We start from the raw sequence: 21,005 nt of genomic DNA on the forward strand, positions 1-21,005 counted from the left end.
AAAAGCGACGCGGGCGCGTCACCGAACTCGATCAGATCGGACGAGCCCCCGGCGCCAAGCTGACACGCTCGTCAGCTTCGTGGGACGATCGGGGTCATGCCGATCGGAATCACGGCCGAACACGTCGAGCTCGCGCAGGTCGCGAGCCGGTTCGTCGAGGCCCAGGTGCCGCCGAGCGTCGTGCGCCTCACGGTCGACGCGCCCGCCGACGCCCGTCCCGAGTTCTGGGCCGCGCTCGGCGAGCTGGGCTGGACCGGACTGCACATCCCCGAGGCCCACGGCGGCTCGGGTTACGGCGCGGTCGAGCTCGCGGTCGTGCTCGAGGCCCTCGGTCGCGGCTGCGTCCCCGGCCCCTTCCTCCCCACGGTGCTCGCCGCCGCGGTGCTCACCGAGGCTGCGGCCGGTGAAGCCGCGAAGGCGTTGCTCCCCCAGCTCGCGACCGGCGCCAAGGTCGCGACGATTGCGCTGACGAACGCGCTGGACGGTGAGCCCGTCGCCGACGGGCTGAAGCTGTCGGGCGCGCTCGAGCCGGTGGTCAGCGCGACCGTCGCCGACGTGGCGCTCGTCGCAGTTCGCAACACCACGTCGGGCGCCGCCACGTGGTGCGTGCTCGACCTCGCCGATGCCAACGTCGCCGTGACGGACCTCGGCAGCGTCGATCTCACGCGCCGGGCCGGCCGCATCGAGGTCGACGGCGCGGTCGTCGCGATCGACGACGCGCTCGCCGCGGTACCGACCGAAACGGTGCACCACCTCGCCGCGGTGCTGTTCGCGGCCGAGGCGATCGGCCTCGCGCAGTGGTGTGTCGACACCGCGAGCCAGTACGCGAAGGATCGCGTCCAGTTCGGGCGACCGATCGGACAGTTCCAAGCGGTGAAGCACCGCTGCGCCGACATGCTCTCGCGCACCGAGCTCGCACGCGCGGCGGTCTGGGATGCGGCACGCGCGATCGACGACCGCGACAACGGCGGCTCGCTCGCGATCGCAGGCGCGGCATCGCTCGCGCTCGACGCGGCCTTCGAGAACGCGAAGGACTGCGTGCAGACGCTCGGCGGCATCGGCTTCACGTGGGAGCACGACGCGCACCTCTACCTGCGCCGCGCGGTCACGCTGCTCCAGCTCGTCCGGTCGCCGAGCTCGTGGCGGCAGGAAGCCGCGCGCGTCGCGATGAGGGGCGAACGCCGGCGGCTCTCGCTCGACGTCGGCGAGGACGCCGACCGCCTGCGCGCCGACCTGCGCGCGCTGCTCACCGAAGTGAAGGCGCTCGACCCGCACGCGCAGCGCATCCGCCTCGCCGAGGAGGGCTACGTCAGCCCCGGCTGGCCGCGTCCGTGGGGCCGCGACGCGAGCGCGCTCGAGCTGCTCGTCATCGAAGAGGAGTTCCGCGCTGCGAAGATCATGCGGCCCGGCATCAGCGTCGGCGCGTGGGCGCTGCCGAACCTCATCGTCTACGGCACGCCCGAGCAGCAGGAGCGGTGGATCATGCCGACGCTCCGCGGCGAGATCACGTGGTGCCAGCTCTTCAGCGAGCCCGGCGCGGGCTCCGACCTCGCGGGACTGTCGACGCGCGCGCAACGGGTCGACGGCGGCTGGATCGTGAACGGGCAGAAGGTGTGGACGTCGATGGCGAAGGAAGCCGACTGGGGCATCCTCCTCGCGCGCACCGACCCCGACCGTCCGAAGCACGACGGGATCTCGTGCTTCATGGTCGACATGCACACGCCGGGCATCGACATCCGGCCGCTGCGCGAGCTCACCGGTCACGCGATGTTCAACGAGGTGTTCTTCGACGACGCGTTCGTGCCCGACAACGGGCTCGTCGGTCAGGAGCACGACGGCTGGCGCTGCGCGCGCACGACGCTCGCGAACGAACGCGTCTACATGGGTTCGAGCAACACCATCGGCGGCGGCGTCGTCGGCGTGCTGCGCGAGCTCGAGCAGCACGGCCTTGCCGACGACGCTGCCGCGCTCGACACCGCGGGCGGCCTCGCGGCGACCGCCCACGCGCTCGCGGTCCTCAGCTACCGGATGACGCTGTCGGCGCTGCGCGGCGCGGACCCGTCGGGCTCGGAAGCGGCGGTGCGCAAGCTGCTCGGCGTGCAGCACGACCAGCGCGTGCAGGAAGTCGGCATGCGGCTCGCGGGCGCGACGTCGGTGACGAACGACGGTCAGCCCGGCGCGTGGGTGCAGTCGTTCCTGTTCAACCGCTGCCTGACGATCGCGGGCGGCACGACCGACATCCAGAAGAACGTGATCGCGGAGCGCCTGCTGGGCTTGCCCCGCGATCCCGAACCCCAGCCTTGAAGGGAACGCGCCGTGGGTGAGCAGAAGGTCTTCTTCGAGGACGTGCGCGAAGGCGACGAGGGGCCGCCGCTCTCGCACGCGCTCACGCGCACCGATCTCGTGATGTACGCGGGTGCGTCGGGCGACTTCAACCCGATGCACACCGACGAGGTGGCCGCGCAGGCCGCGGGACTTCCGAGCGTGTTCGGTCACGGCATGTTCAGCGCGGGGCTGCTCGGCACCGCGGTGACGAACTACGTCGGCATCGGCAACCTGAAGTCGTACAAGGTGCGGTTCACGAAGCAGACGTGGCCGGGCGAGACGCTCACCACGAAGGTCGTCGTCAGCGAGAAGCGCCCCGACACGTCGGAGGTCGTGCTCGCGTGCGAGCTCGTGAACCAGGACGGCGAGGCGAAGATCGCGGGCCAGGCCGTCGCCGCGTTGCCGACGCGCGGCTGAGCGAACCGACCGATGCGCTTCGACCTCCCGACGCCCGACAACGACACCGCGCCGTTCTGGGACGCGGCGAAGGACGGCAGGTTCCTCCTGCGCCGCTGCCTCGATTGCAACGCGACGTACTTCTATCCGCGCCCGTTCTGCCCGAAGTGCTGGAGCGAGCGCGTCGACTGGGTCGAGGCGAGCGGTCGCGCGGTCGTCTACACGTACTCGGTCGTCGTCGTGAACGACCTGCCGCCGTTCAACGAACGCGTCCCGTACATCGCCGCGGTCGTCGATCTCGAAGAGGGTCCGCGCGTGATGACGAACGTCGTCGACTGCGATCTCGACGTGGTGCGCGTCGGGATGCCGGTCGAGGTGACGTTCCGTCCGCTGAACGACGACATCACGATCCCGGTCTTCAAACCGGCGGTTCTTGCAGGAACCGGGTCGTCGGCAGAGGCGCCCGGAGCGGCGAGCGGGCAACGGGATGCCGGCTGAAACGCCCGTGCCGAGTCGAGCGGGCGCGACCGACATGACGGTTATTCTCGGTCGGCTCGCGAGTGTCGACGGTCGGAGTGACTCGTTGCCCAGCCAGGACTGGAACTTCCCGTTCGAGGGTCCGCTGCACGAGGTGTTTCCCGCGCTGCACGAGGCGCAGAACGCGTGGATGTCGCAGGTCGACTCGCTCACCGCGCCCGACCGCAAGACGCACGAGCTCATCCGCATGGCGGTGACGGTCGTGTTGCGCAATCACGAAGGTGTGCGCCGTCACGCGATGCTCGCGCACGAGGTCGGCGCGACCTGGGAAGAGGTGCTCGGCTCGATCATGCTGACGACGCCGGGCGTCGGGCTGCTTCCCGCGGTGCAGGCGATTCCCCACGCGCGCGAAGGCTTCGACGCCGCGCGCACGACCGAAGCGGAGTGACGCGTGGCTGAAGCACCGGAGCCGGTGAGCGTTCAGCCTTCTGATCGGAGGCGGCACCCCGTGCCGAGACGAGCGAGCATGCGACCATGAGTACTGACGTGCCTTTTCGGATCCTGCCGCAGCTGACCGACAACAACCGCGCGTTCTGGCAGGGCGGCGAGCGCGGCGAGCTCGTGTTCTGGCGCTGCCAGGACTGCAAGTTCTACATCCATCCGCCGCAGCCGATCTGCCCGATGTGTCACTCGAAGAACCTCGCGACCGAGGCCGTCTCCGGCGACGCGACGCTCACGACCTACTCGGTGAACTACCAGCCGTGGATGCCGGGTCCGGAGCTGCCGTACGTGGTCGCGATCATCGAGATCGTCGAGCAGCCGAGCGTGCGGCTCACCACGAACGTCGTGGGCGTACCGATCGAAGCGCTCGAGATCGGCATGCCGCTGCACGTCGTGTTCGAGCACCACCCCGACCCCGACGGCGACGTCTGGATCCCGCTCTTCGCCCCGCCGGGATACACGTCATGACGCCGTCGAACCCGCGGCCGAAGGCGAGCGCGGAGCGAGCGTCGAGGCTCGCCCAGCGAGCGTGCGAGTCGGCGTCCCGAAGGGGAGCCGACGAAGGAGCGAGCGAGTGAGTACCGCCAACGAGATCATCGAGCGGCGCGCCTGCATCAGCGGGGTGGGGCAGTCCGAGATCGGACGCCGGCTCGGGCGCGACCCGCTCGAGCTCACGCTCGATTCGTGTCTCGCCGCGATCGCGGACGCAGGTCTGACGACGAAGGACATCGACGGCCTCTCGACCTATCCGGGTCCGATGAGCACGCCCGCGGGGTTCAGCGGTGCCGGCGCGTACGACGTGATGGACGCGCTGCGGCTGAACTGCGGCTGGTACGGCAGTGGGCTCGAGACATCGGGTCAGCTCGGCTCGGTGATCAACGCGTGCATGGCCGTCGCGTCGGGACTCGCGAACCACGTGCTCTGCTTCCGCAGCGTCTACGAGGGCAGCGCGCAGGGTGCGAAGGGTCGTTCCGCGGTGATGCCGGGCGGCGGGGGCGGCGGCAGCTTCAAGGCGAGCGGGTTCATGCAGTGGAACCTCGTGTTCTCCGCACCGTCGGCCGCGATCTGGATCGGTATGTTCGCGCAGCGCCACTTCCACGAGTACGGCACGACGCGCGAGCAGCTCGCGTGGATCGCGTTGAACGCGCGGCGCAACGCGGCGTTGAACCCGAACGCGATCTACACCGCGCCGATGTCGATGGACGACTACTTCGCGGCGCGCATGATCGCGACGCCGTTCTGTCTCTACGACTGCGACGCGCCGTGCGACGGCTCGACCGCGGTCATCGTGTCGCGCATCGATCGCGCGAAGGATCTGCGCAAGCCGCCGTTGCGTATCGAGGCGGTCGGCTCCGCGATCCACGGCCGCCCGTCGTGGGACCAGTTCGACGACCTGTCGACGATGGCGAACCGCGACGCGGCCGCGCAGCTCTGGACGCGCACCGACCTCAAGCCGAGCGACGTGCAGCTGCTCGAGGCCTACGACGGCTTCTCGTTCATCACGATGTCGTGGATCGAGGCGCTCGGGTTCTGCGAGGTGGGGGAGAGCGGCCCGTTCGTCGAGGGCGGCACCCGCATCGCGCGCGACGGCGAGCTTCCGCTCAACACGCACGGCGGCCAGCTGTCGGCCGGCCGCCTGCACGGATACGGGTTCCTGCACGAGACCGCGGTGCAGATGTGGGGCGAGGCCGGCGACCGGCAGGTGCCGCGCGTGCCCGAGGTCGCGATCGCGGCCGCGGGCGGCGGCAACACCTGCGGCTGCCTGCTCCTCGTCAAGGACTAGCGGCGATCACACGGTCGCGTGCGTGCTGCTCGCGGCGCGTGCGTTCACGACGCGTCCGCGCCTGACCGCGCGCCCGCTCCGGCGACCTCCGGCTCGGCCGCAGCGTCGGTTTCGCGCGTGTTCGTGCGCTCGCGGATCCGCTTGATCCGCTCGGCGATGTCGGCCGCGGCCTGCTCGAGGTCGCGCTGGAGTGCTTCGAGCGACTCGAGGTCGCCGAAGCGCCGCCGACCGCGACGACCGCGCTTCTCGCGTCCGCCGCGCGACTCGCGGTCGTGATCGTGATCGTGATCGTGATCGTGGCCGTGGTCGTGGTCGTGGTGGTGGTGGTGATGATGGTGGCGACGGTCGCGTTCGCGTTCGTCGCAGATGTCGCAGTGGTGATGGTGATGCATCAAGTCTCCTGTTGGTAGCGCCGCAGGAATGCGGTGGTGGTGTCGTTGGTGGCGCGCAGTGCCTTCGCCCACGCGTCGAGCAGCGCGCGTCCCGCGGGCGTGAGCGCGTAGGTGCGCTTCACGCGACCGGGGAGGTCGTCGCGCCAGCGGGACGCGACGAGCCCGTCTTCTTCGAGGCCGCGCAGCATCCGGTAGAGGTTGCCGAGGTCGACGCGCTCATCGGGGACGAGCGCCTCGAGCCGGGCCGCGAGGTCGTAGCCGTGCACCTCGTCGTCGCGCAGCACGAGCAGCAGCGCGGGTTCGACGAAGCGCTCGACGCGCGCGTGGACCTCCCACGACCCGTCACGCTCGTTCCACAGTCGCGAACGCGCCGCGCCGGGGCGACGGTGCTGACCGCGATGGTGGGAGTCGTGTCGGTGGTCCATGCCGACCACTATAGATGTTACTTACACTGTGTCAAGCACATAAGTAAGACGCATACAAACCTTTCGCCCGCTGCCCAAACTGGTCATAAGCCAGACAGTCGACCTAATGTGCGCCCCCATGCGACGCATCAACCCCATCGGGTGGCTCTTGATCGCGGTGGGCGTGATCCTGATCATCGTCGGAATCATCTACTTCACGACCACGCCGCCGAACCTGCCCGGCTTCTTCCCGGGCGTGGTGGCGCACCCGAAGGCGGGCCACGTGTACAAGCACAAGTACACGAAGCGCGGCGGCGCGGCCTTCGTCGTGGCCGTCGTCGCCTTCGTCGGCGCCTACTACGCCGGCTTCCGCCGCCGCTGACCGCGGCGTTCGGAACAACCGAGCGGCGGGGCGGTCAGGAGCGGGGCGAGAGCGCGAGCGCCGCCAGCTCTTCGAGCGCGTCGTCGGCCGCGCCGAGCGTGTACGCGAGCGAGAGCAGGCGCTTGTAGTACAGGTGCACGTCGTGCTCCCACGTGAAGCCGATCCCGCCGAAGACCTGGATCGCGCTCCCGCCGACCTGCGGGAACGCCTCGCTCGCGAACGCCTTGGCCATCGTCGCGGCCCGGTGCGCCTCTTCGGGCGGTGCGTCGTCGGCGGCCCAGCAGGCGTAGTAGCCCGCGGCCCGGCCGAGCTCGACGGCGCGCAGCATGTCGGCGCACAGGTGCTGCACCGCTTGGAACGAGCCGATCGGGTGGTCGAACGCGATCCGCTCCTTCGCGTACTCGACCGCGAGCTCGAGCGCGCGGGCCGCGGCGCCGACGCCGTCGATCACCGTCGCCACCGCCATGCGGTCGACCGTGCGCGCGACCGCGGCGGACGCGTCGGTCGAGCCGAGCCGCCACCCGGGTGCGCCGTCGAGCGCGACCGTCGCCTGCTTGCGCGTGCCGTCGACCGTCGGCGTCGCGGTGATCTCGATGCCACCCGCGCTCGTCTGCACCGCGAACACGCCGACGGTGTCGTCGTCGGCGACCGTCGCGCTCACGAGAACGACGTCGCTGCCGACCGCGTCGGGCACGTGCACCTTCTCGCCCTCGACGACCCAGCCCTCGCCGACGCGGCGAGCACTCGTGTGCGGTGACGCGACGTCGAAGCGCCGACCCGGCTCGAGCAGCGCGACCGTTCCGACCACCGATCCACTCGCCATCGCGGGCAGCAGGAACGAGTGCTCGCGCGATGCGCCCGCCGCGAGCGACAGCGTGACCGCGCCGACCGCGGTCGCGAGGTACGGACCGGGATGGACCGCGCGCCCGAGCTCCTCGAGCACGACCGCGGCGTCGACCATCCCCATGCCGGCACCGCCGTGCTCCTCGGGCACGAGCAAGCCGACGACACCGAGCGCGGCGAGACCGTCCCATACCTCGGGCGTGCGGTCGGCGTCGCCGTCGAGGAGCGGGCGCACGTAGCTCGCGATCGGCGCGCGGTCGGCGAGGAACCGGCGCACCGAGTCGCGCAGCAGTTCCTGATCCTCCGAGAACTCGAAGTCCACCCCGCCTCCGTGTGTGCGATCGCCCTGGTCAGCCCGCATTGCTGACACGCGTGTCGGAAAACTACCCTCGCCGCCGATGCGCCTGCAGTACGACGACGCCGACGAGGCGTTCCGCGCCGAGCTCGACGCGTGGTTGGCGGAGAACTGTCCGCCGCGCGAGGTCTTGAAGCAGCCGAAGCTCTCGAGCGCGCACCTTCCCGACTGGGCGCGCGCGTGGCAGCAGCAGCTCTTCGACGCGGGCTGGCTCGTGCCCGGCTGGCCGTCCGAGCTCGGCGGTCGCGACGCCACACCGACGCAGCAGATGATCTACTTCGAGGAGATGTCGCGCCGCGAGATCCCGCGGTCGCTCAACCCGCAGGCGCTCGGCATCATCGCCCCGTCGATCCGCGACTACGGCACCGACGCGCAGCGCGCGCGGTTCCTCATCCCGACGTTGCGCGCCGAGATCGCGTGGTGCCTCGGCATGAGCGAGCCCGGCGCCGGCAGCGACCTCGCGAGCCTCTCGACGCGCGCGGTGCTCGACGGCGACGAGTTCGTCGTGAACGGGCAGAAGGTCTGGACGTCGGGCGCGCATCATGCCGACTGGTGTCTCTGCTTCGTGCGCACCGATCCCGACGCGCCGAAGCACAAGGGCATCTCCGCGCTGCTCGTCGACATGCAGACGCCGGGTGTCGAGTGCCGCCCGTTCCCCGAGCTCTCGGAGCCCGATTTCTGTGACTTCAACGAGGTCTTCTTCAGCGACGCACGGGTGTCGCAGGAGAACCTCGTCGGGCCGCTGAACGGCGGGTGGGCGATCACGCAGGGCTCGCTCGGTCACGAGCGGGCGATGCTGTGGGTCGACTACGCGTACAACCTCCAGCGCGCGGTCGGGGCGATGATCGGGCTCGCGGACCGGCCCGCGCCCGGAGGCGGGCGGCTCGGCGACGACGACCGGTTCCGCGACGCGGTCGCGTCCTTCTACGTCGACACGCAGGCGCTCATGGCGATGGGCTATCGCGGCTTCTCGAAGTTCATGGCCGGCAAGGCGTCGCCCGAGCACTCGCTCCTCAAGTTGTACGGGAGCGAGTCGTTGCAGCGCTGCCTGCTCGCCGCGAGCGAGACGCTCGGGCCCGAGATGGTCGACCTCGACGTCTTCGGTCCGCAGATGTGGCGCGAGGGATCGTGGGCGATCCAGTACCTGCGCTCGTTCAGCGCCACGATCCCGGGCGGAACCAGCGAGATCCAGCGGAACATCATCGCCGAGCGCGTGCTCGGCCTGCCGCGCGCGTAGGCGATTCGCCGATGGCCGACCCGGAGCGCGTGCTCAGCGACACCGAGATCGCGAAGATGCGGACGCCGCTGTGGGAGCAGGCGAAGGCCGCGATCGACGCCGGCGACGCCGACGCCGCGAAGGAGCTCGTCGACCGCGCGGTCGCGCAGTGGGCGAGCCTCAAGGACTACTCGATCAACTGGATCACGACGCTGCTCACGTTCATCGCCGAGGAGCTCGGTGAAGACGCCGTCGAGCGCGCGCTGCGCCGCACCGGCGACGACTTCGTGCGGCCGCGGAGGAGCGGCGCGCGAACGCAACCGGCCGGCGCCGGGCCCGAAGGCGCGACGAGCGGGCGCGACCATGCGAACCGCGCGACCGGACGCGACTGGGGCGACCTGCCCGCCGCGCAGCGCGCCAAGGTGATCGCGCGCTCGATGCTCGGCAACATGGGCGAGGTCGAGGTCGACGAGGACGACGAGAAGATCATCCTCTCGTTCAAGTGCGGCAGCGGCGGCAAGCTCATCGACGACGGCCGCTACGAGGGCGAGCACGCGTACCACGTGCTGACCGAGCCATCGGGTCGCACGTTCATGCGCGACGAGCTGTGGGTCTACTGCGCGCACTGCTCGGTGAACAACGAGATCCAACCGCTCGAATGGGGCGAGTCGCCGACGAGCATCGAGCACCCGCCGATGCAACCGGGCGAGCGGTGCGTGCACCACGTGTACAAGGACGTGAAGGACACGCCCGTCGACGCATTCCGTCGCGTCGGCAAGGAACCGCCCCCGCAATGACCAACGACGCCTCGATTCGCGACCCGCGGGTGTCCCGTGGGTTTAGTGGTACTGCGTTCTTCGGCGATACGCCGAGAACGCAGTACCACTAACCGGCGGTCCAGCCGGTCTCGGTCGCCCACGGCTGTGCGACCGCGATCACGAGGTCGACGACCGGGTCCTTGATGTCGGAGTACACGCCGATGTCGTCCAGCTCCGCGGCAAGGGTGCGCTTGAACTGCGCGTACGCGGGGACCGCGTCGGGATGGGCGCGGAACCAGTCGCGGAAGAGCAGCGCGAGCCGTTCGTTGGGTGACCCCGCGACACGCGCGTGGAGGTTCACGTCGCCGTCGGGATGACGGCGACGCGACCAGAGCCGCTTGACCCAGCGCTCGGGATCGTCGTCCCAGCCCGCGGGCACGTGGTCGTGGTCCCACGGCTCGCGGACGAAGCCGGCTCGCGCGAGCGGCGCGTCGAGCACGGCCGCGGCGCGGTCGAGGTCGTCGACGCGCGCCTGGAGGTCGATCACGTTCTTCGCGGCCATGCCGGGGATCGACGTGCTGCCGATGTGGTCGACGCGCGCGACCGTGCCCCCGCCCGCGTGTATGACCAGCGCGGCGAGCGCGGCGGCGCGCTCGGGCCAACGCGTGTCGTATTCGGAGAGCAGCACCGGCACGAACGCACTCTACGGGGCTACCGTCCGCGCACGATCGAGGGGGATCCGATGGCGCAGACGGAGTTCGCGCAACGCGGCGACGTGAAGCTCGCGTACGAGACGGTCGGGCGCGGCGAGCCGCCGATCGTGTTCGTGCACGGCTGGTCGTGCGACCGCTCGTTCTTCTCGCCGCAGGTCGAGCACTTTGCGTCTCGCCACGCGGTCGCGTCGATCGACCTGCACGGTCACGGCGAGAGCTCGCGACCCGAACCCGGCGCGGGCCGCTACTCGATCGACGCGTTCGCCGACGACGTGCTCGCGGTCGCGGCCGATGCCGGCTTCGAGCGCCCCGTCGTGATCGGTCACAGCATGGGTGGCGTCACCGCGCTCGCGTGCGCGGCGCGTCCCGGCGCCGTGCGCGCCGCGGTGCTGGTCGATCCCGCGCCGATGGTGAACGCGTGGGTGAAGGAGTACCTCGCCGGCGTCGTCGACAACATCGAGACCGACACCGACGGCGCGTACCGCACCGACTTCGTCGGCAACATGTTCCTCCCGACCGATACCGCGCGCCGCGCCGAGATCATCGCGGGCATGTCCGAGATGCCGTGCGGCCCGGCGGCGGCTGCGATGCGCGGGATCATCGACTTCGACTCCGCTGCCGCGCTCGGCAACGTCGAGGTCCCGCTGCTCACCATCGGGTCGGCGACCGCGTCGGATCAGCCCGCCGAGCTGCGCGGCGCGTGCCCGACGATCACGATCGGCCAGACGGTCGGCGCCGGCCACTTCAACCAGCTCGAGGTGCCCGATCAGGTGAACGCGATGATCGAGCGCTTCTTCGCGGTCAACGGGATCCGCTAGCTGAGTCGTCGCCGTTCGGCCAGAACGGCCGGGTCGCTCCGCGGCCCGGCCGACTGGTCGACTGAGGCGTCGGGGAGGGCGAAGCTTGCGAGCCCGACCAGAGATCTCAGAGCGCTCGCAGCTGCTCGATCGGGAGCGTGGTCCAGACGTCGTGCCCGTCGGCGGTGACCGCGACGCAACGCTCGGCCCGGAAGCCGCCGCCGCCGTCCTCGTGCACGTAGGGCTCGATCATCAGCACGTCGCCGGGCGTGAGCACCATCGTGCGCTCGACGTCGACGCCGAGATCCGTGCCCGCGAACGGCGGCACGACGCCGCCGAACCCGACGCCGTGCGCGACGTACAGACCGCACGGCCACGGCGGCTCGCCGGCGCTCCACCCGTCGAGCGCGGCGGCGCGCAGATCGGCAGCGGTGGCGCCGGGACGGATCGCGTCGGTGACGCGATCGGCGAGCTCGGTCCAACGGCGCGCGAGCTTCGCTTCCGCAGCGGTCGGATCGCGACCCGCGATGTAGGTCGCGCCGAAGTCGGTGACGTACCCGTTGTGGAAGCAGCCGGCGTCGAGCCCGACGAGGTCGCCGCGCTCGATCACGCGTTCCGACGTCAGCTGCCGCCACGGCGCGCGCCCCGCCCATTCACCGCGCAGCCACGGCACCGCCGCGCGGTCGCGCGGGATGACCGTGACGACATGGTCGATGTGCGGCTGGAGTCCGAGCAGCGCGGCCTCGCGTGCGAGCACGTCGGAGCACTCGCGCTCGGTCATCCCGACCGCCCACGTGTGACGCGCGCGCACGACCGCGCGTTCGGTGCGGAGGTAGCCCTCGCGCAAGGTCGCGACTTCGGTCGGCGCGCGCGGGATGCTGCCCGCGAGCACCATGCCGCCCGCGTCGACGACGTCGAACCGTTGGGTCAGGCGCATGTGCTCGGTCGGCGTCAGGCGGTCGACGGCGATGCGACCGTGACGCGGCAGCGCGGTGAGCGCGGCCTCGACGTCGGCTTCGTCGAGGAGTGTGTCGCCGACGAGCGCCGCGCCCGCGCGGCCGGTGAGCAGGCGGATCGCCTCGGGCGTGCGCAGCCACCAGCCGGCGATGCCCTGCGCGTCCGCCGTGGCGAGCGCGCGAGCGCGTCGCGGCGCGACGAGCTCGTCGTCGTCGACCACCCCGCCGGTTGCCGCGGGCGGCAGCGGCCCGAGTGCAGGCTCGGCGTCGACGATCGTCGCACTCGGAAACGCGGCCGCGAGCGCCGCGAATGCGCTCGGTGCGGCGCGATCCATCGCGATGCGTTTCGGCACGGAACCGATCCACCGCGGCAGCGCGCGCGCGAAGGCGGTCGGGTCGAACGCGATCGGATGCACGTGGTCGGCCGGGAGATGCAACGCGCCATCGGGGTCGGGTGTGCACACGTGGACCGAGCCGTCGCGCGTCATCACCAGCGCCGGTCCCGGAGGGTCGCTCTGGAACACGCGGATGCGGCGGTGCCCGCCGATCGCCTCCTGCGCGGCGACGCCGGTCAGGACCAGCGCGTCGACGTCGAGATCGCGGAGGAATCCGGCATTCACGCGACGTCGACGAGGGTGTCGCCGTTGGGCAGCACGCGCGCGATGTCGTTCGGTCGCAGCACCAGCGTCGTGAACCGGCTCTGCACGACCGCGGGACCGGTGAGCTCGGGACCGGGCGCGACCTGCGCGGCGTCGTAGACCGGCGCGTCGGTCCAGCCGTCGCCGACGAACAGCCGCCGGCGTGCGACGGGCTCCGGCAACGCCTCCTCCGCGAGCGCGAGCGGTTCGGGGCGGTCGACGAGCCCGGTTGCGATGAGACGCACGCCGCGCACCGTCGGCTCCTGCGCGCGGGCCTCGATGAGCCGCGCGGCCTCGTTTTGCCGGTGGAACTCCTCGACCGCCGCCTTCACGTGATCGAGCGTGAAGGGCTCGCCGGACCGGCGCGTGAGCGCCAGGCCGCGGTCGAACGTCTGTCCCGGATAGACGAGGTTCAGCAGCCACTCGAATCGCAGGCGATCGTCGGGCACGTTCGCGGCCGCGAGCTCCGCGCGCGCGGCGCGCTCGAGGTCGACGGCGAGCGCCTCGAGCCGCGCGGGATCGACCTGCTCCCACGACGAGATCAGTGTGCGCGTCGCGTCGACGACGTGGTCGGCGGTGAGCAGGCCGAGCGCGGAGAAGCCGGGTGCCGCACGCGGGATCAGCGCGCGCCGCATGCCGAGCGCGGCGGCCTGCGTGGTTGCGTGCACCGCGCCCATTCCGCCGAACGCGACGAGGTCGAGCCTTCGGGGGTCGGCGCCTGCGAGCGAGAGCACGCGCCGGACCGCGTCGGTCATGTGCGCGTCGACGAGCGCGACGACCGCGGCGGCCGTCGCCTCCGCGTCGAGTCCCGCGGCGCGACCGAGATCGGCGAGCGCGGCCCGCGCCGCGTCCTCGTCGAGCCGCAACCGGCCGCCCCAGAACGCGCCCGGATCGAGCCGGCCGAGCACGAGGTCGGCGTCGGTCACCGCGGGGCGCGTGCCGCCGCGGCCGTAACAGACGGGACCGGGTTGTGAACCCGCCGACTCGGGACCGACGTGGAGGATGCCGTTTTCGTCGTGCGCGATCGACCCGCCGCCCGCGCCGATCGACACGATGTCGACCATCGGGAGCGCGATGCAGTAGCGATGCCGCCAGTTCCAGTCGCTCTTCAGCTCGGGCCGACCGTTGCGGATGAGGCAGACGTCGTAGCTCGTGCCGCCCATGTCGACCGATACGACATCGTTCAGACCCGCGGCGGTCGCGGCGCGCGCCGCGGCGACGACCCCGCCGGTGGGACCGGATCCGATCGTCGCAACCGCGCGGCTGCCGATTGCCGACGGCGTCGCGACACCGCCGGCCGACGTCGCGATCAGCAGCTCGCTCGCGTACCCCGCGCCCCGCAGCCGGCTCTCGAGGCGATCGAGGTAGCGCACGATCGGCGGACCGACATACGCGTTCACGAGCGTCGTGGAGGTGCGCTCGAACTCGGGCGGCTTCGGATACACCTCGTGCGAGAGCGACACGAGCTCGACGTCGGGAAACTCCTCGAGCACGAGCTCGCGCGCGCGGTGCTCGTGCGCAGCGTTCAGGTACGAGTGCAGGAACACGATCGCGATCGACGTGACACCGAGCTTCTGCAGTCGCTGCGCCGCGGCGCGCACGCCGGCTTCGTCGAGCGGCGTCTCGACGTCGCCCTCGGCGGTCATGCGCTCGCGGATCTCGAGTCGCACGCGGCGGCGCGCGATCGGCTCGGGCGCGGGATACGCAGGATCCCAGATGTCTTCCTTGTAGCAGCGGCGGAACTCGATCTCGTCGCGGAAGCCCTCGGTGACGAGCAGACCCGTCGACGCGCCCGACATCTGGATCATCGTGTTGTCGCCGGTCGTCGTGCCGTGCACGATCGACGTCGTGGCCGCGAGCAGCGCGTCCGCGCTCGCGTACCCCGATGCCTCCGCGAGCCGGCCGATGCCCGCGAGCACGCCCTCGGACTGGTCCTGCGGGGTCGTCGGCGTCTTCTCGAGGATGAAGCTGCCGTCGGGCGAGAGCAGCACGCAGTCGGTGAACGTGCCGCCCACATCCAGACCGATTCTCATGGTCGCGCTCGCTTCGCTCGTTCGGCGCGGAGCTTGTCGGTCGCGGCGACGTCGAGCGCGAGCGTGCAGTCGTCGAGCGTGCCGGTGATCACGACGCCGTAGTCGCGCGCCGCGGACTCGATCGACACGTATTCGTCCCACACGTCGTCGAGCACGGCCTGCGGATCGCGCGCCAACGGTTCGCCCCAACCGCCCCCACCGCCGAACTCGTACACCAACTGCTCGCCGGTCTCGAGTCGCACGCCGGCGACCGACGGGTCGACGTGCACTTCGGATCCGGGCGGTCCGCCGACCCGTAGCGTGCAGCGATCCGGGGAGCCGGACGCGCCGCCCGCGATGCCCGGATGCACGTGGTACTGGTTCACGACGTACTGGTTCACGCTCGTCGGCGTGCGCACCTCCTTCACGAAGTGCGAGCCGCACCCGCCGCGCCACTGGCCTGCGCCGCCGGAATCGGTGAGGTAGTTGCGGCCGCGCAGGATGTGCGGGAACAGCACCTCGTTCAGCTCCGCCGACGCCTTGATGAGGTTGCCGTTCGACGCGACGAGCGCGCCCCAACCGTCGACGCCGCGCACCGCGTTCACCCAACCCGCGTTCGTCTCACCACCGTGGTCGAAGAACGCGCGCCCGGTCCGCGGGTCGTGGTCACCCCACATCTGGCGCGGGCTGCCGTACTTGTACGTCTGTGGCGCGCAGCGGTCGGGGAGGATCTGCGCCATCGCGACCGCGATCACGTCGCCGACCTCGACTCCCGGATGGTGGGTGCCGCTCGACACCGGCTTGCCCGGCGTCGGGTTCACGCACGAGCCGAGCGGCGCGCGCAGGTCGATGCAGTCGAAGAAGCCCTCGTTCTTCGGGATCGTCGGATCGACGAGCGATGCGAGCTGGGCGATCGTGTAGCCGCGCGTGTTGCCGAACGTCGACCACGCCTGGATCTCGGGCCGTTCGTCGGAGCCTGCGAAGTCGACGACGAGATGATCGTCCTCGACCGTGATCGCGACGTGCACATGGATGTCGCGATTGCCGGCGGGATCGGAGTCGACGTATACGTCGGCTTCGTACGTGCCGTCGGGCCACTCCGCGATCTCGGACGAGAAGCGTCGCTTCGCGTCGGCGATCGTCCAGTCGACCGCGGCGCGCACCGCGTCGGCGCCGTTCGCCTCCGCGATCTCCGTCAGGCGCGCGACACCGAGCTGCGCGGCACCGACCTGCGCGCGGAGGTCGCCGACGAAACCTTCGAGCCGGTTGTTCGCGCGCATCGTCAGGATGACGTCGCGCCGCTCGCGCCCGCCGTCGATGATCTTCAGCAACGGATAGCGCGTCCCTTCCGACCAGATGTCCTTCGCGAACACGTTGTAACCGCCCGCCATCGCGCCGCCGGTGTCGCCGTGGTGGCACTGGATCGACGCGATGAGCAGCAGGCGGTCGTCGGCGTCGAACACCGGCGCGAACACGTTGAAGTCGGGGAGGTGACCGCCGCCGTGGTACGGGTCGTTGGCGACGATCACGTCGCCGGGCTGCAGCTCGTCGCCGAAGAAGTCGATCGCGAATCGCACCGGCAGCGTCGACGACAACATGAACTGCGGGATCCCGACCGACAGCGCGGCGAGCCGCCCGTGCGCGTCGAGGATTGTCGCGTTGCGCTCGTTGCTCTGGTTCAGGATCGGCGTCGTCGCGGTGCGCGACACGAAGGTCGCCATCTCGAAGCAGACCGTCTCCATCGCGGAGCGAATGACCTCGGCCGTCACCTGATCGATGGCTGACATGCGTGTCAGGCTAAATCACGCGTCCCGTCCCCCGCTCACGGCGAAGGCGGCGGCCGCGAGCTCGAGCCGCCCGTCGGTCACCTTCTCGTGCAGCGCGACGCGCACAGCCTCGGCGATGCGCGTCGCGGTCTCGGGATCGGCGGAGCGCATCGCTTCGCGGACGGCACCGATCCGCAGACTGCGCTGCGCGAACGCGTCGACCCGATCGGCGGGGAGCACGACCGGATCGGTGATCGGCGTCACCTCGATGTCGACGAAGCCGGCCGCCGTGAGGATCGAGCGCACCCGGTCGGGTTCCGAGAGCGTGAACGGTCCGGGCTCGTCCGGGCCCGGCATCGGTGGCAGCGCACCGGTCACGGTCACGGCCGCCGACCCGGGAAGGAGCATCCATTCGTTCAGGAAGATCGGTTGCCAGCACGCGAAGGCGAGCCGTCCTCCGGGTGCCAGCGCGCGCCCGATGTTCGCGAACGCGGCGGTGAGGTCGGCGAAGAACATCACGCCGAATCGCGAGAACGCGGCGTCGAACGTGCCGTCGCCGAACCGCTCGACCTGCGCGTCGGCGACCGCGAACGTCGCGTGGTCGATGCCTTCCGACGCGCCGCGTTCGCGTGCCGCGTCGATCATCGACGGCGCGATGTCGACGCCGAGCGCGGCGCCGTCGGGCGCGACCCGGCGCGCGAGCTCGATCGTCGTCGACCCCGAGCCGCAACCGACGTCGAGGACGCGCTGACCGGGTCGGAGTGGGAGTCGCGCCATCGCCGCCACTCCGAACGGTGCCGCGACCGTCGTGCTCGCGGCCTCCGCTGCGAGCCAGTCGGGAACGAGCGTCTCCCAGAACTCCGCCTGCGCGTCGTTCGCTGCCATCGTCGGCATGTTATTTCTGGTCGGGCTCGCAGGCTCGCCCTCCGAGACGCCGCAGGACTCGGTCGAGGTCGCGCTGCTCGCCCCCGCTCACGCCCGGTGATGGGAAGGCGGGTCGGTAGGGTTCCGACATGGCGTTCGACTGGCAGCCGCGAGACCCCGACGCGCAGCGCGCGCAGGGATATGTGCGCGCCGGCTTCTGGAACGACGAGACCCTCGGCGACATCCTCGCGACCGGCCTGCGCGCTGCGCCCGACCACCTCTTCACGGTGCGTTCCGACCGCTTCCCGTACCGCGGCACGTTCCGCGACGTCGACGAGCGCGCCCGCCTCGTCGCCGCGGGCCTGCGCGCGCGAGGGATCGGCCCCGGCGACGCGGTGGCCTTCCAGCTCCCGAACTGGGTCGACGCGGCCGCGACCTTCTACGCGATCGCGTACCTCGGAGCGATCGTCGTGCCGATCGTGCACTTCTACGGTGCGAAGGAAGTCGGGTACATCCTCCGCCGCACCCGCGTGAAGGCGTTGATCACCGCCGACCGCTTCGCGCACCAGGACTTCCTCGCGAACCTCGACACGCTGCGCACGTCCGGTGACGCCGACACGGTCGAGTGGGTCGCAGTCGTCGGCGACGGCGCGCCCGCGGGCACGTTCGCGTTCGCAGACCTGCTCGCGCACGGCTCGGTCGACGCGCCCGTGTCGGTCGACCCGATGTCGCCCGCGCTCATCGCGTACACGAGCGGCACGACGTCGGACCCGAAGGGTGTCGTGCACGTACACCGCACGATCAACGCCGAGATCCGGCAGCTCTCGGGCATCCAGTTGAGCGGTGCCGCGCCGCCGGCGGAGTCGGAGGTGATCGACCCGCTCACGGGCGCGCCGGTCGGGCACGGCATCGGCATGCTCGCCGCGCTCCTCATGCCCGTCTTCCGTCGCCGGCACGTGCACCTCATCGACGTGTGGGATCCGAAGCGCGTGCTCGCGGGCATGGCCGAGGACCGGCTCTCCGCGGGCCAGGGCGCGACGTTCTTCCTCACGAGCCTGCTCGACCATCCCGACTTCGACCTCGCGGTGCACGGTCCGCTCATGGCCCACATCGGGCTCGGTGGCGCGGCCGTGCCGATCGCGGTGTGCGAACGGGCGCGTGCGATGGGGATCGAGTGCACGCGCAGCTTCGGGAGCACCGAGCACCCGTCGATCACCGGCTCGACGTTCGAGGACCCCTGGGACCAGCGCGCGCGCACCGACGGAAAGCCGTTGCCGGGCGTCGAGATGCGCCTCGTCGACGAGGACGGTCGCGACGTCGAGGTGGGGGAGCCGGGCGAGATCCTGTCGCGCGGTCCCGACTGCTTCTTCGGTTACACCGATCCGGCGCGCACCGCGGAGGCGATCGACCGCGACGGTTGGTACTCGACGGGCGATGTCGGTGTGCTCGACGCGGACGGATGCCTCGCGATCACGGATCGCAAGAAGGACATCATCATCCGCGGCGGCGAGAACATCAGCGCGCAGGAAGTCGAAGAGCTCGTCGTGAGGTTGCCCGGCGTCGCGGAGTGCGCGGTCGTCGCCGCACCCGACGCGCGGCTCGGCGAGCACGCCGCGGTGTTCGTGCGCATGTTGGCGGGGCACGACGACCCGTCGCTCGGTGCGGTTCGGGAGCATCTCGAAGCCGCCGGGCTCGCGCGGCAGAAGTGGCCCGAGGACGTGCGCGGCATCGACGAGTTCCCGCGCACACCGAGCGGCAAGATCCAGAAGTTCGTGCTCCGGCAGAAGTTGCGCGACGAGGGCGCGTGAGCGAGCGAGCGCCGCTGCCGCTCGCCGGCATCCGCGTCGTCGACGTCACCCGTTTCGTCGCGGGCCCGCTCGCGACGTTCTTCCTCGCGTCGATGGGCGCGGACGTCGTCGCGATCGAACGTCCGGGCGGCGAGACGAGCCGGCAGCTTCCGCCGTTCGGTCGCGCCGACGGCGGGTCGAGCCCGACGCCCGTTGACGACGCGATGTCGATCCCGTACCTCAAGCGCGGACGCGGCAAGCGCAGTGTGTCGATCGCGCTCGACCAGGCCGACGGGCGCGCGCTCGTCGCGCGGCTCGCGGCGCGCGCCGACGTGTTCTTCGAGAACTCGCGACCCGGCGTGATGGAACGCCTCGGCTTGGGTTTCGACGCGCTGATCGCGGCGAACCCGCGCCTCGTGTATGCGTCGATCTCCGGCTACGGGCAGACAGGCCCGCGCTCGGGCGCGCCGGCGATGGACCAGGCGGTGCAGGCGGCGTCGGGTCTGATGGCGAAGACGGGCGATGCCTCCGGGCCGCCGACCCGCAGCGGCGCCGCGGTCGGCGACTTCGCGAGCGCGGCGTTCGCGGCGATGGGCGTGCTCGCCGCGATTCGTCAACGTGACGAAAGTGGTCGCGGCCAGCACGTGGACCTCTCGATGCTCGACGTGCTCACCGCGCTCGTGTGGGACGAGCCGGTCGACCACTACGCCGACTCGGGTCTGCCGGTGCGGACCGGGAACGCGGATCCGCGGGGCGCGCCGATCAACGTGTACCCGACGAGCGACGGCTGGGTCGCGGTCACGACCACGACGAACGAGCAGTGGCAGCAGCTCGTGCTCCTGCTCGGCCGCGCGCACTGGGCGACCGAGATGCCGACGATCCGCGACCGCGCCGCTCGTGGTCCGGAGATCGACGACGAGTTCGCGGCGTGGTCGCGCACGCTGCCGTCGGCGGAGGTCGAACGGTTGCTCGTCGGCATTGGCATCGCGGCGTCGACGGTGCGCGATCCGGTTGCGGCGCGCGACGATGCGCAGCTGGCACACCGCGGTCTGCTCGAACCGTTGCGCCATCCGTCGGCGCCGGCCGGGTCGCCATCCGGGTTCGTGGGGCCGCGGCTGCCGATCGACTTCGCCGGTCGCGTTGCCCAGCTGCCGCCGGCCGAGACGCTCGGCACGAGCACCGACGCGATTCTCTCCGACTGGCTCGGTCTCGACGCCGACGAGCTCGCGCGCCTGCGCGAGGCCGGTGCGATCGCCTGACCCGCCCCTCGGTGGTACTGCGTTGATCGGCGATACGCCGATAACGCAGTACCACTAACGCACGAGATCGCGGGCGAACAGTTCCATCAGCAGGCCGTCATGCCAGGTGCCGTCGGTGCCGCGCTCGTACTCGCGCAACACACCGACGCGCGCGAAGCCGACCTTCTCGTAGCAGCGGATCGCGCGCGCGTTCGCGAGCGCGGGATCGATCGTGAGGCGGTGGTGTCGGCGCGTTTCGAGCAAGAAACGCGCGATCGTGCGCACCGCGTCGGAGCCGAGGCCGCGCCCTTGCGCGTCGTCGCGCAGCGCGAGGTCGATGCCCGCGAAGCGGTACTGCGCGCTGTCTTCTTCGGAGACCTGGAGGTAGCCGACGACGTCGTC

The 21,005-nt window shown here is 71.1% G+C and carries 21 protein-coding genes; 12 read left to right on the forward strand and 9 right to left on the reverse strand.

The features are described 5' to 3' along the window. Positions 1-96: 96 nt before the first annotated feature. From VH914_10455 to VH914_10480, 6 genes are all read left to right on the forward strand, one after another. Complete coding sequence (locus VH914_10455) at positions 97-2,304, forward strand: acyl-CoA dehydrogenase (protein ID HEX4491616.1); 2,208 nt, start codon at positions 97-99, stop codon at positions 2,302-2,304. A 12-nt stretch (positions 2,305-2,316) separates the two neighbouring features. Beyond that, complete coding sequence (locus tag VH914_10460) at positions 2,317-2,742, forward strand: MaoC/PaaZ C-terminal domain-containing protein (protein ID HEX4491617.1); 426 nt, start codon at positions 2,317-2,319, stop codon at positions 2,740-2,742. Positions 2,743-2,754: 12 nt separating this feature from the next. Further along, positions 2,755-3,219 (forward strand): Zn-ribbon domain-containing OB-fold protein, encoded by a 465-nt coding sequence (locus VH914_10465; protein ID HEX4491618.1) that lies wholly within the window; start codon positions 2,755-2,757, stop codon positions 3,217-3,219. 34 nt (positions 3,220-3,253) lie between these two features. Then, positions 3,254-3,646, forward strand: coding sequence for a hypothetical protein (locus VH914_10470; protein HEX4491619.1), 393 nt, complete (start codon positions 3,254-3,256; stop codon positions 3,644-3,646). An 86-nt stretch (positions 3,647-3,732) separates the two neighbouring features. After that, positions 3,733-4,167, forward strand: coding sequence for an OB-fold domain-containing protein (locus tag VH914_10475; protein HEX4491620.1), 435 nt, complete (start codon positions 3,733-3,735; stop codon positions 4,165-4,167). Between the two features lie 106 nt (positions 4,168-4,273). Further along, positions 4,274-5,482, forward strand: a complete 1,209-nt coding sequence (locus VH914_10480) for a thiolase family protein (GenBank protein HEX4491621.1) — start codon at positions 4,274-4,276, stop codon at positions 5,480-5,482. A 44-nt stretch (positions 5,483-5,526) separates the two neighbouring features. Here VH914_10480 and VH914_10485 read toward each other — a convergent pair whose 3' ends face one another. After that, positions 5,527-5,874, reverse strand: a complete 348-nt coding sequence (locus VH914_10485; GenBank protein HEX4491622.1) for a hypothetical protein — start codon at positions 5,872-5,874, stop codon at positions 5,527-5,529. Further along, complete coding sequence (locus VH914_10490; protein HEX4491623.1) at positions 5,874-6,299, reverse strand: PadR family transcriptional regulator; 426 nt, start codon at positions 6,297-6,299, stop codon at positions 5,874-5,876. The genes VH914_10485 and VH914_10490 overlap by 1 nt, the downstream gene beginning before the upstream one ends. A 118-nt stretch (positions 6,300-6,417) precedes the next feature. On the opposite strand from VH914_10490, the gene VH914_10495 reads away from it, so the two are divergent. After that, positions 6,418-6,660: a hypothetical protein gene (locus tag VH914_10495; protein ID HEX4491624.1), complete on the forward strand. Its 243-nt coding sequence runs from the start codon at positions 6,418-6,420 to the stop codon at positions 6,658-6,660. Between the two features lie 34 nt (positions 6,661-6,694). On the opposite strand, the gene VH914_10500 is transcribed toward VH914_10495, so the two are convergent. Next, positions 6,695-7,825, reverse strand: coding sequence for an acyl-CoA dehydrogenase family protein (locus tag VH914_10500; GenBank protein ID HEX4491625.1), 1,131 nt, complete (start codon positions 7,823-7,825; stop codon positions 6,695-6,697). A gap of 76 nt (positions 7,826-7,901) precedes the next feature. Between VH914_10500 and VH914_10505 the strand changes: the two genes are divergently transcribed. Together VH914_10505 and VH914_10510 are read left to right on the forward strand one after the other, a co-directional pair. Next, positions 7,902-9,095 (forward strand): acyl-CoA dehydrogenase family protein, encoded by a 1,194-nt coding sequence (locus VH914_10505; protein HEX4491626.1) that lies wholly within the window; start codon positions 7,902-7,904, stop codon positions 9,093-9,095. A gap of 11 nt (positions 9,096-9,106) precedes the next feature. Further along, a complete protein-coding gene (locus tag VH914_10510; GenBank protein HEX4491627.1) occupies positions 9,107-9,871 on the forward strand; it encodes a hypothetical protein in 765 nt (254 codons plus the stop codon). Between the two features lie 88 nt (positions 9,872-9,959). On the opposite strand, the gene VH914_10515 is transcribed toward VH914_10510, so the two are convergent. Further along, positions 9,960-10,526 (reverse strand): GrpB family protein, encoded by a 567-nt coding sequence (locus VH914_10515; GenBank protein ID HEX4491628.1) that lies wholly within the window; start codon positions 10,524-10,526, stop codon positions 9,960-9,962. 48 nt (positions 10,527-10,574) lie between these two features. On the opposite strand from VH914_10515, the gene VH914_10520 reads away from it, so the two are divergent. Further along, positions 10,575-11,363 (forward strand): alpha/beta hydrolase, encoded by a 789-nt coding sequence (locus tag VH914_10520; GenBank protein ID HEX4491629.1) that lies wholly within the window; start codon positions 10,575-10,577, stop codon positions 11,361-11,363. A gap of 106 nt (positions 11,364-11,469) precedes the next feature. On the opposite strand, the gene VH914_10525 is transcribed toward VH914_10520, so the two are convergent. Genes VH914_10525 through VH914_10540 form a run of 4 tightly spaced genes read right to left on the reverse strand, consistent with a single transcriptional unit; the run spans position 11,470 to position 17,599 of the window. Beyond that, a complete protein-coding gene (locus VH914_10525) occupies positions 11,470-12,918 on the reverse strand; it encodes a M24 family metallopeptidase (protein HEX4491630.1) in 1,449 nt (482 codons plus the stop codon). Further along, entirely contained in the window at positions 12,915-14,969 is a 2,055-nt protein-coding gene (locus VH914_10530; GenBank protein HEX4491631.1) for a hydantoinase/oxoprolinase family protein, read from the reverse strand. Before VH914_10530 ends, VH914_10525 begins: the two co-directional genes overlap by 4 nt. After that, the gene (locus VH914_10535) at positions 14,966-16,735 is read right to left on the reverse strand and encodes a hydantoinase B/oxoprolinase family protein (protein HEX4491632.1); all 1,770 of its coding nucleotides are present in this window, start codon (positions 16,733-16,735) and stop codon (positions 14,966-14,968) included. The genes VH914_10530 and VH914_10535 overlap by 4 nt, the downstream gene beginning before the upstream one ends. Positions 16,736-16,750: 15 nt before the next feature. Then, positions 16,751-17,599, reverse strand: a complete 849-nt coding sequence (locus tag VH914_10540) for a class I SAM-dependent methyltransferase (protein HEX4491633.1) — start codon at positions 17,597-17,599, stop codon at positions 16,751-16,753. A gap of 128 nt (positions 17,600-17,727) precedes the next feature. Between VH914_10540 and VH914_10545 the strand changes: the two genes are divergently transcribed. Next, a complete protein-coding gene (locus VH914_10545) occupies positions 17,728-19,386 on the forward strand; it encodes an AMP-binding protein (protein ID HEX4491634.1) in 1,659 nt (552 codons plus the stop codon). Continuing rightward, the gene (locus tag VH914_10550; protein HEX4491635.1) at positions 19,383-20,624 is read left to right on the forward strand and encodes a CoA transferase; all 1,242 of its coding nucleotides are present in this window, start codon (positions 19,383-19,385) and stop codon (positions 20,622-20,624) included. The genes VH914_10545 and VH914_10550 overlap by 4 nt, the downstream gene beginning before the upstream one ends. A 54-nt stretch (positions 20,625-20,678) precedes the next feature. Here VH914_10550 and VH914_10555 read toward each other — a convergent pair. Continuing rightward, positions 20,679-21,005, reverse strand: a 327-nt coding sequence (locus VH914_10555) for a GNAT family protein (protein ID HEX4491636.1), incomplete at its 5' end; no start/stop codon positions are given.

The sequence above is a fragment of the Acidimicrobiia bacterium genome (genome assembly GCA_036271555.1).
Taxonomy (GTDB): Bacteria; Actinomycetota; Acidimicrobiia; order IMCC26256; family PALSA-610; genus DATBAK01.

Bases quoted from the DNA above. Each gene is read 5' to 3' on its own strand.
- VH914_10455 (HEX4491616.1), top strand. From the start codon at position 97: ATGCCGATCGGAATCACGGCCGAACACGTCGAGCTCGCGCAGGTCGCG.
- VH914_10465 (HEX4491618.1), top strand. From the start codon at position 2,755: ATGCGCTTCGACCTCCCGACGCCCGACAACGACACCGCGCCGTTCTGG.
- VH914_10470 (HEX4491619.1), top strand. From the start codon at position 3,254: ATGACGGTTATTCTCGGTCGGCTCGCGAGTGTCGACGGTCGGAGTGAC.
- VH914_10475 (HEX4491620.1), top strand. From the start codon at position 3,733: ATGAGTACTGACGTGCCTTTTCGGATCCTGCCGCAGCTGACCGACAAC.
- VH914_10485 (HEX4491622.1), bottom strand. From the start codon at position 5,874: ATGCATCACCATCACCACTGCGACATCTGCGACGAACGCGAACGCGAC.
- VH914_10490 (HEX4491623.1), bottom strand. From the start codon at position 6,299: ATGGACCACCGACACGACTCCCACCATCGCGGTCAGCACCGTCGCCCC.
- VH914_10495 (HEX4491624.1), top strand. From the start codon at position 6,418: ATGCGACGCATCAACCCCATCGGGTGGCTCTTGATCGCGGTGGGCGTG.
- VH914_10505 (HEX4491626.1), top strand. From the start codon at position 7,902: ATGCGCCTGCAGTACGACGACGCCGACGAGGCGTTCCGCGCCGAGCTC.
- VH914_10510 (HEX4491627.1), top strand. From the start codon at position 9,107: ATGGCCGACCCGGAGCGCGTGCTCAGCGACACCGAGATCGCGAAGATG.
- VH914_10520 (HEX4491629.1), top strand. From the start codon at position 10,575: ATGGCGCAGACGGAGTTCGCGCAACGCGGCGACGTGAAGCTCGCGTAC.
- VH914_10530 (HEX4491631.1), bottom strand. From the start codon at position 14,969: ATGAGAATCGGTCTGGATGTGGGCGGCACGTTCACCGACTGCGTGCTG.
- VH914_10535 (HEX4491632.1), bottom strand. From the start codon at position 16,735: ATGTCAGCCATCGATCAGGTGACGGCCGAGGTCATTCGCTCCGCGATG.
- VH914_10540 (HEX4491633.1), bottom strand. From the start codon at position 17,599: ATGGCAGCGAACGACGCGCAGGCGGAGTTCTGGGAGACGCTCGTTCCC.
- VH914_10545 (HEX4491634.1), top strand. From the start codon at position 17,728: ATGGCGTTCGACTGGCAGCCGCGAGACCCCGACGCGCAGCGCGCGCAG.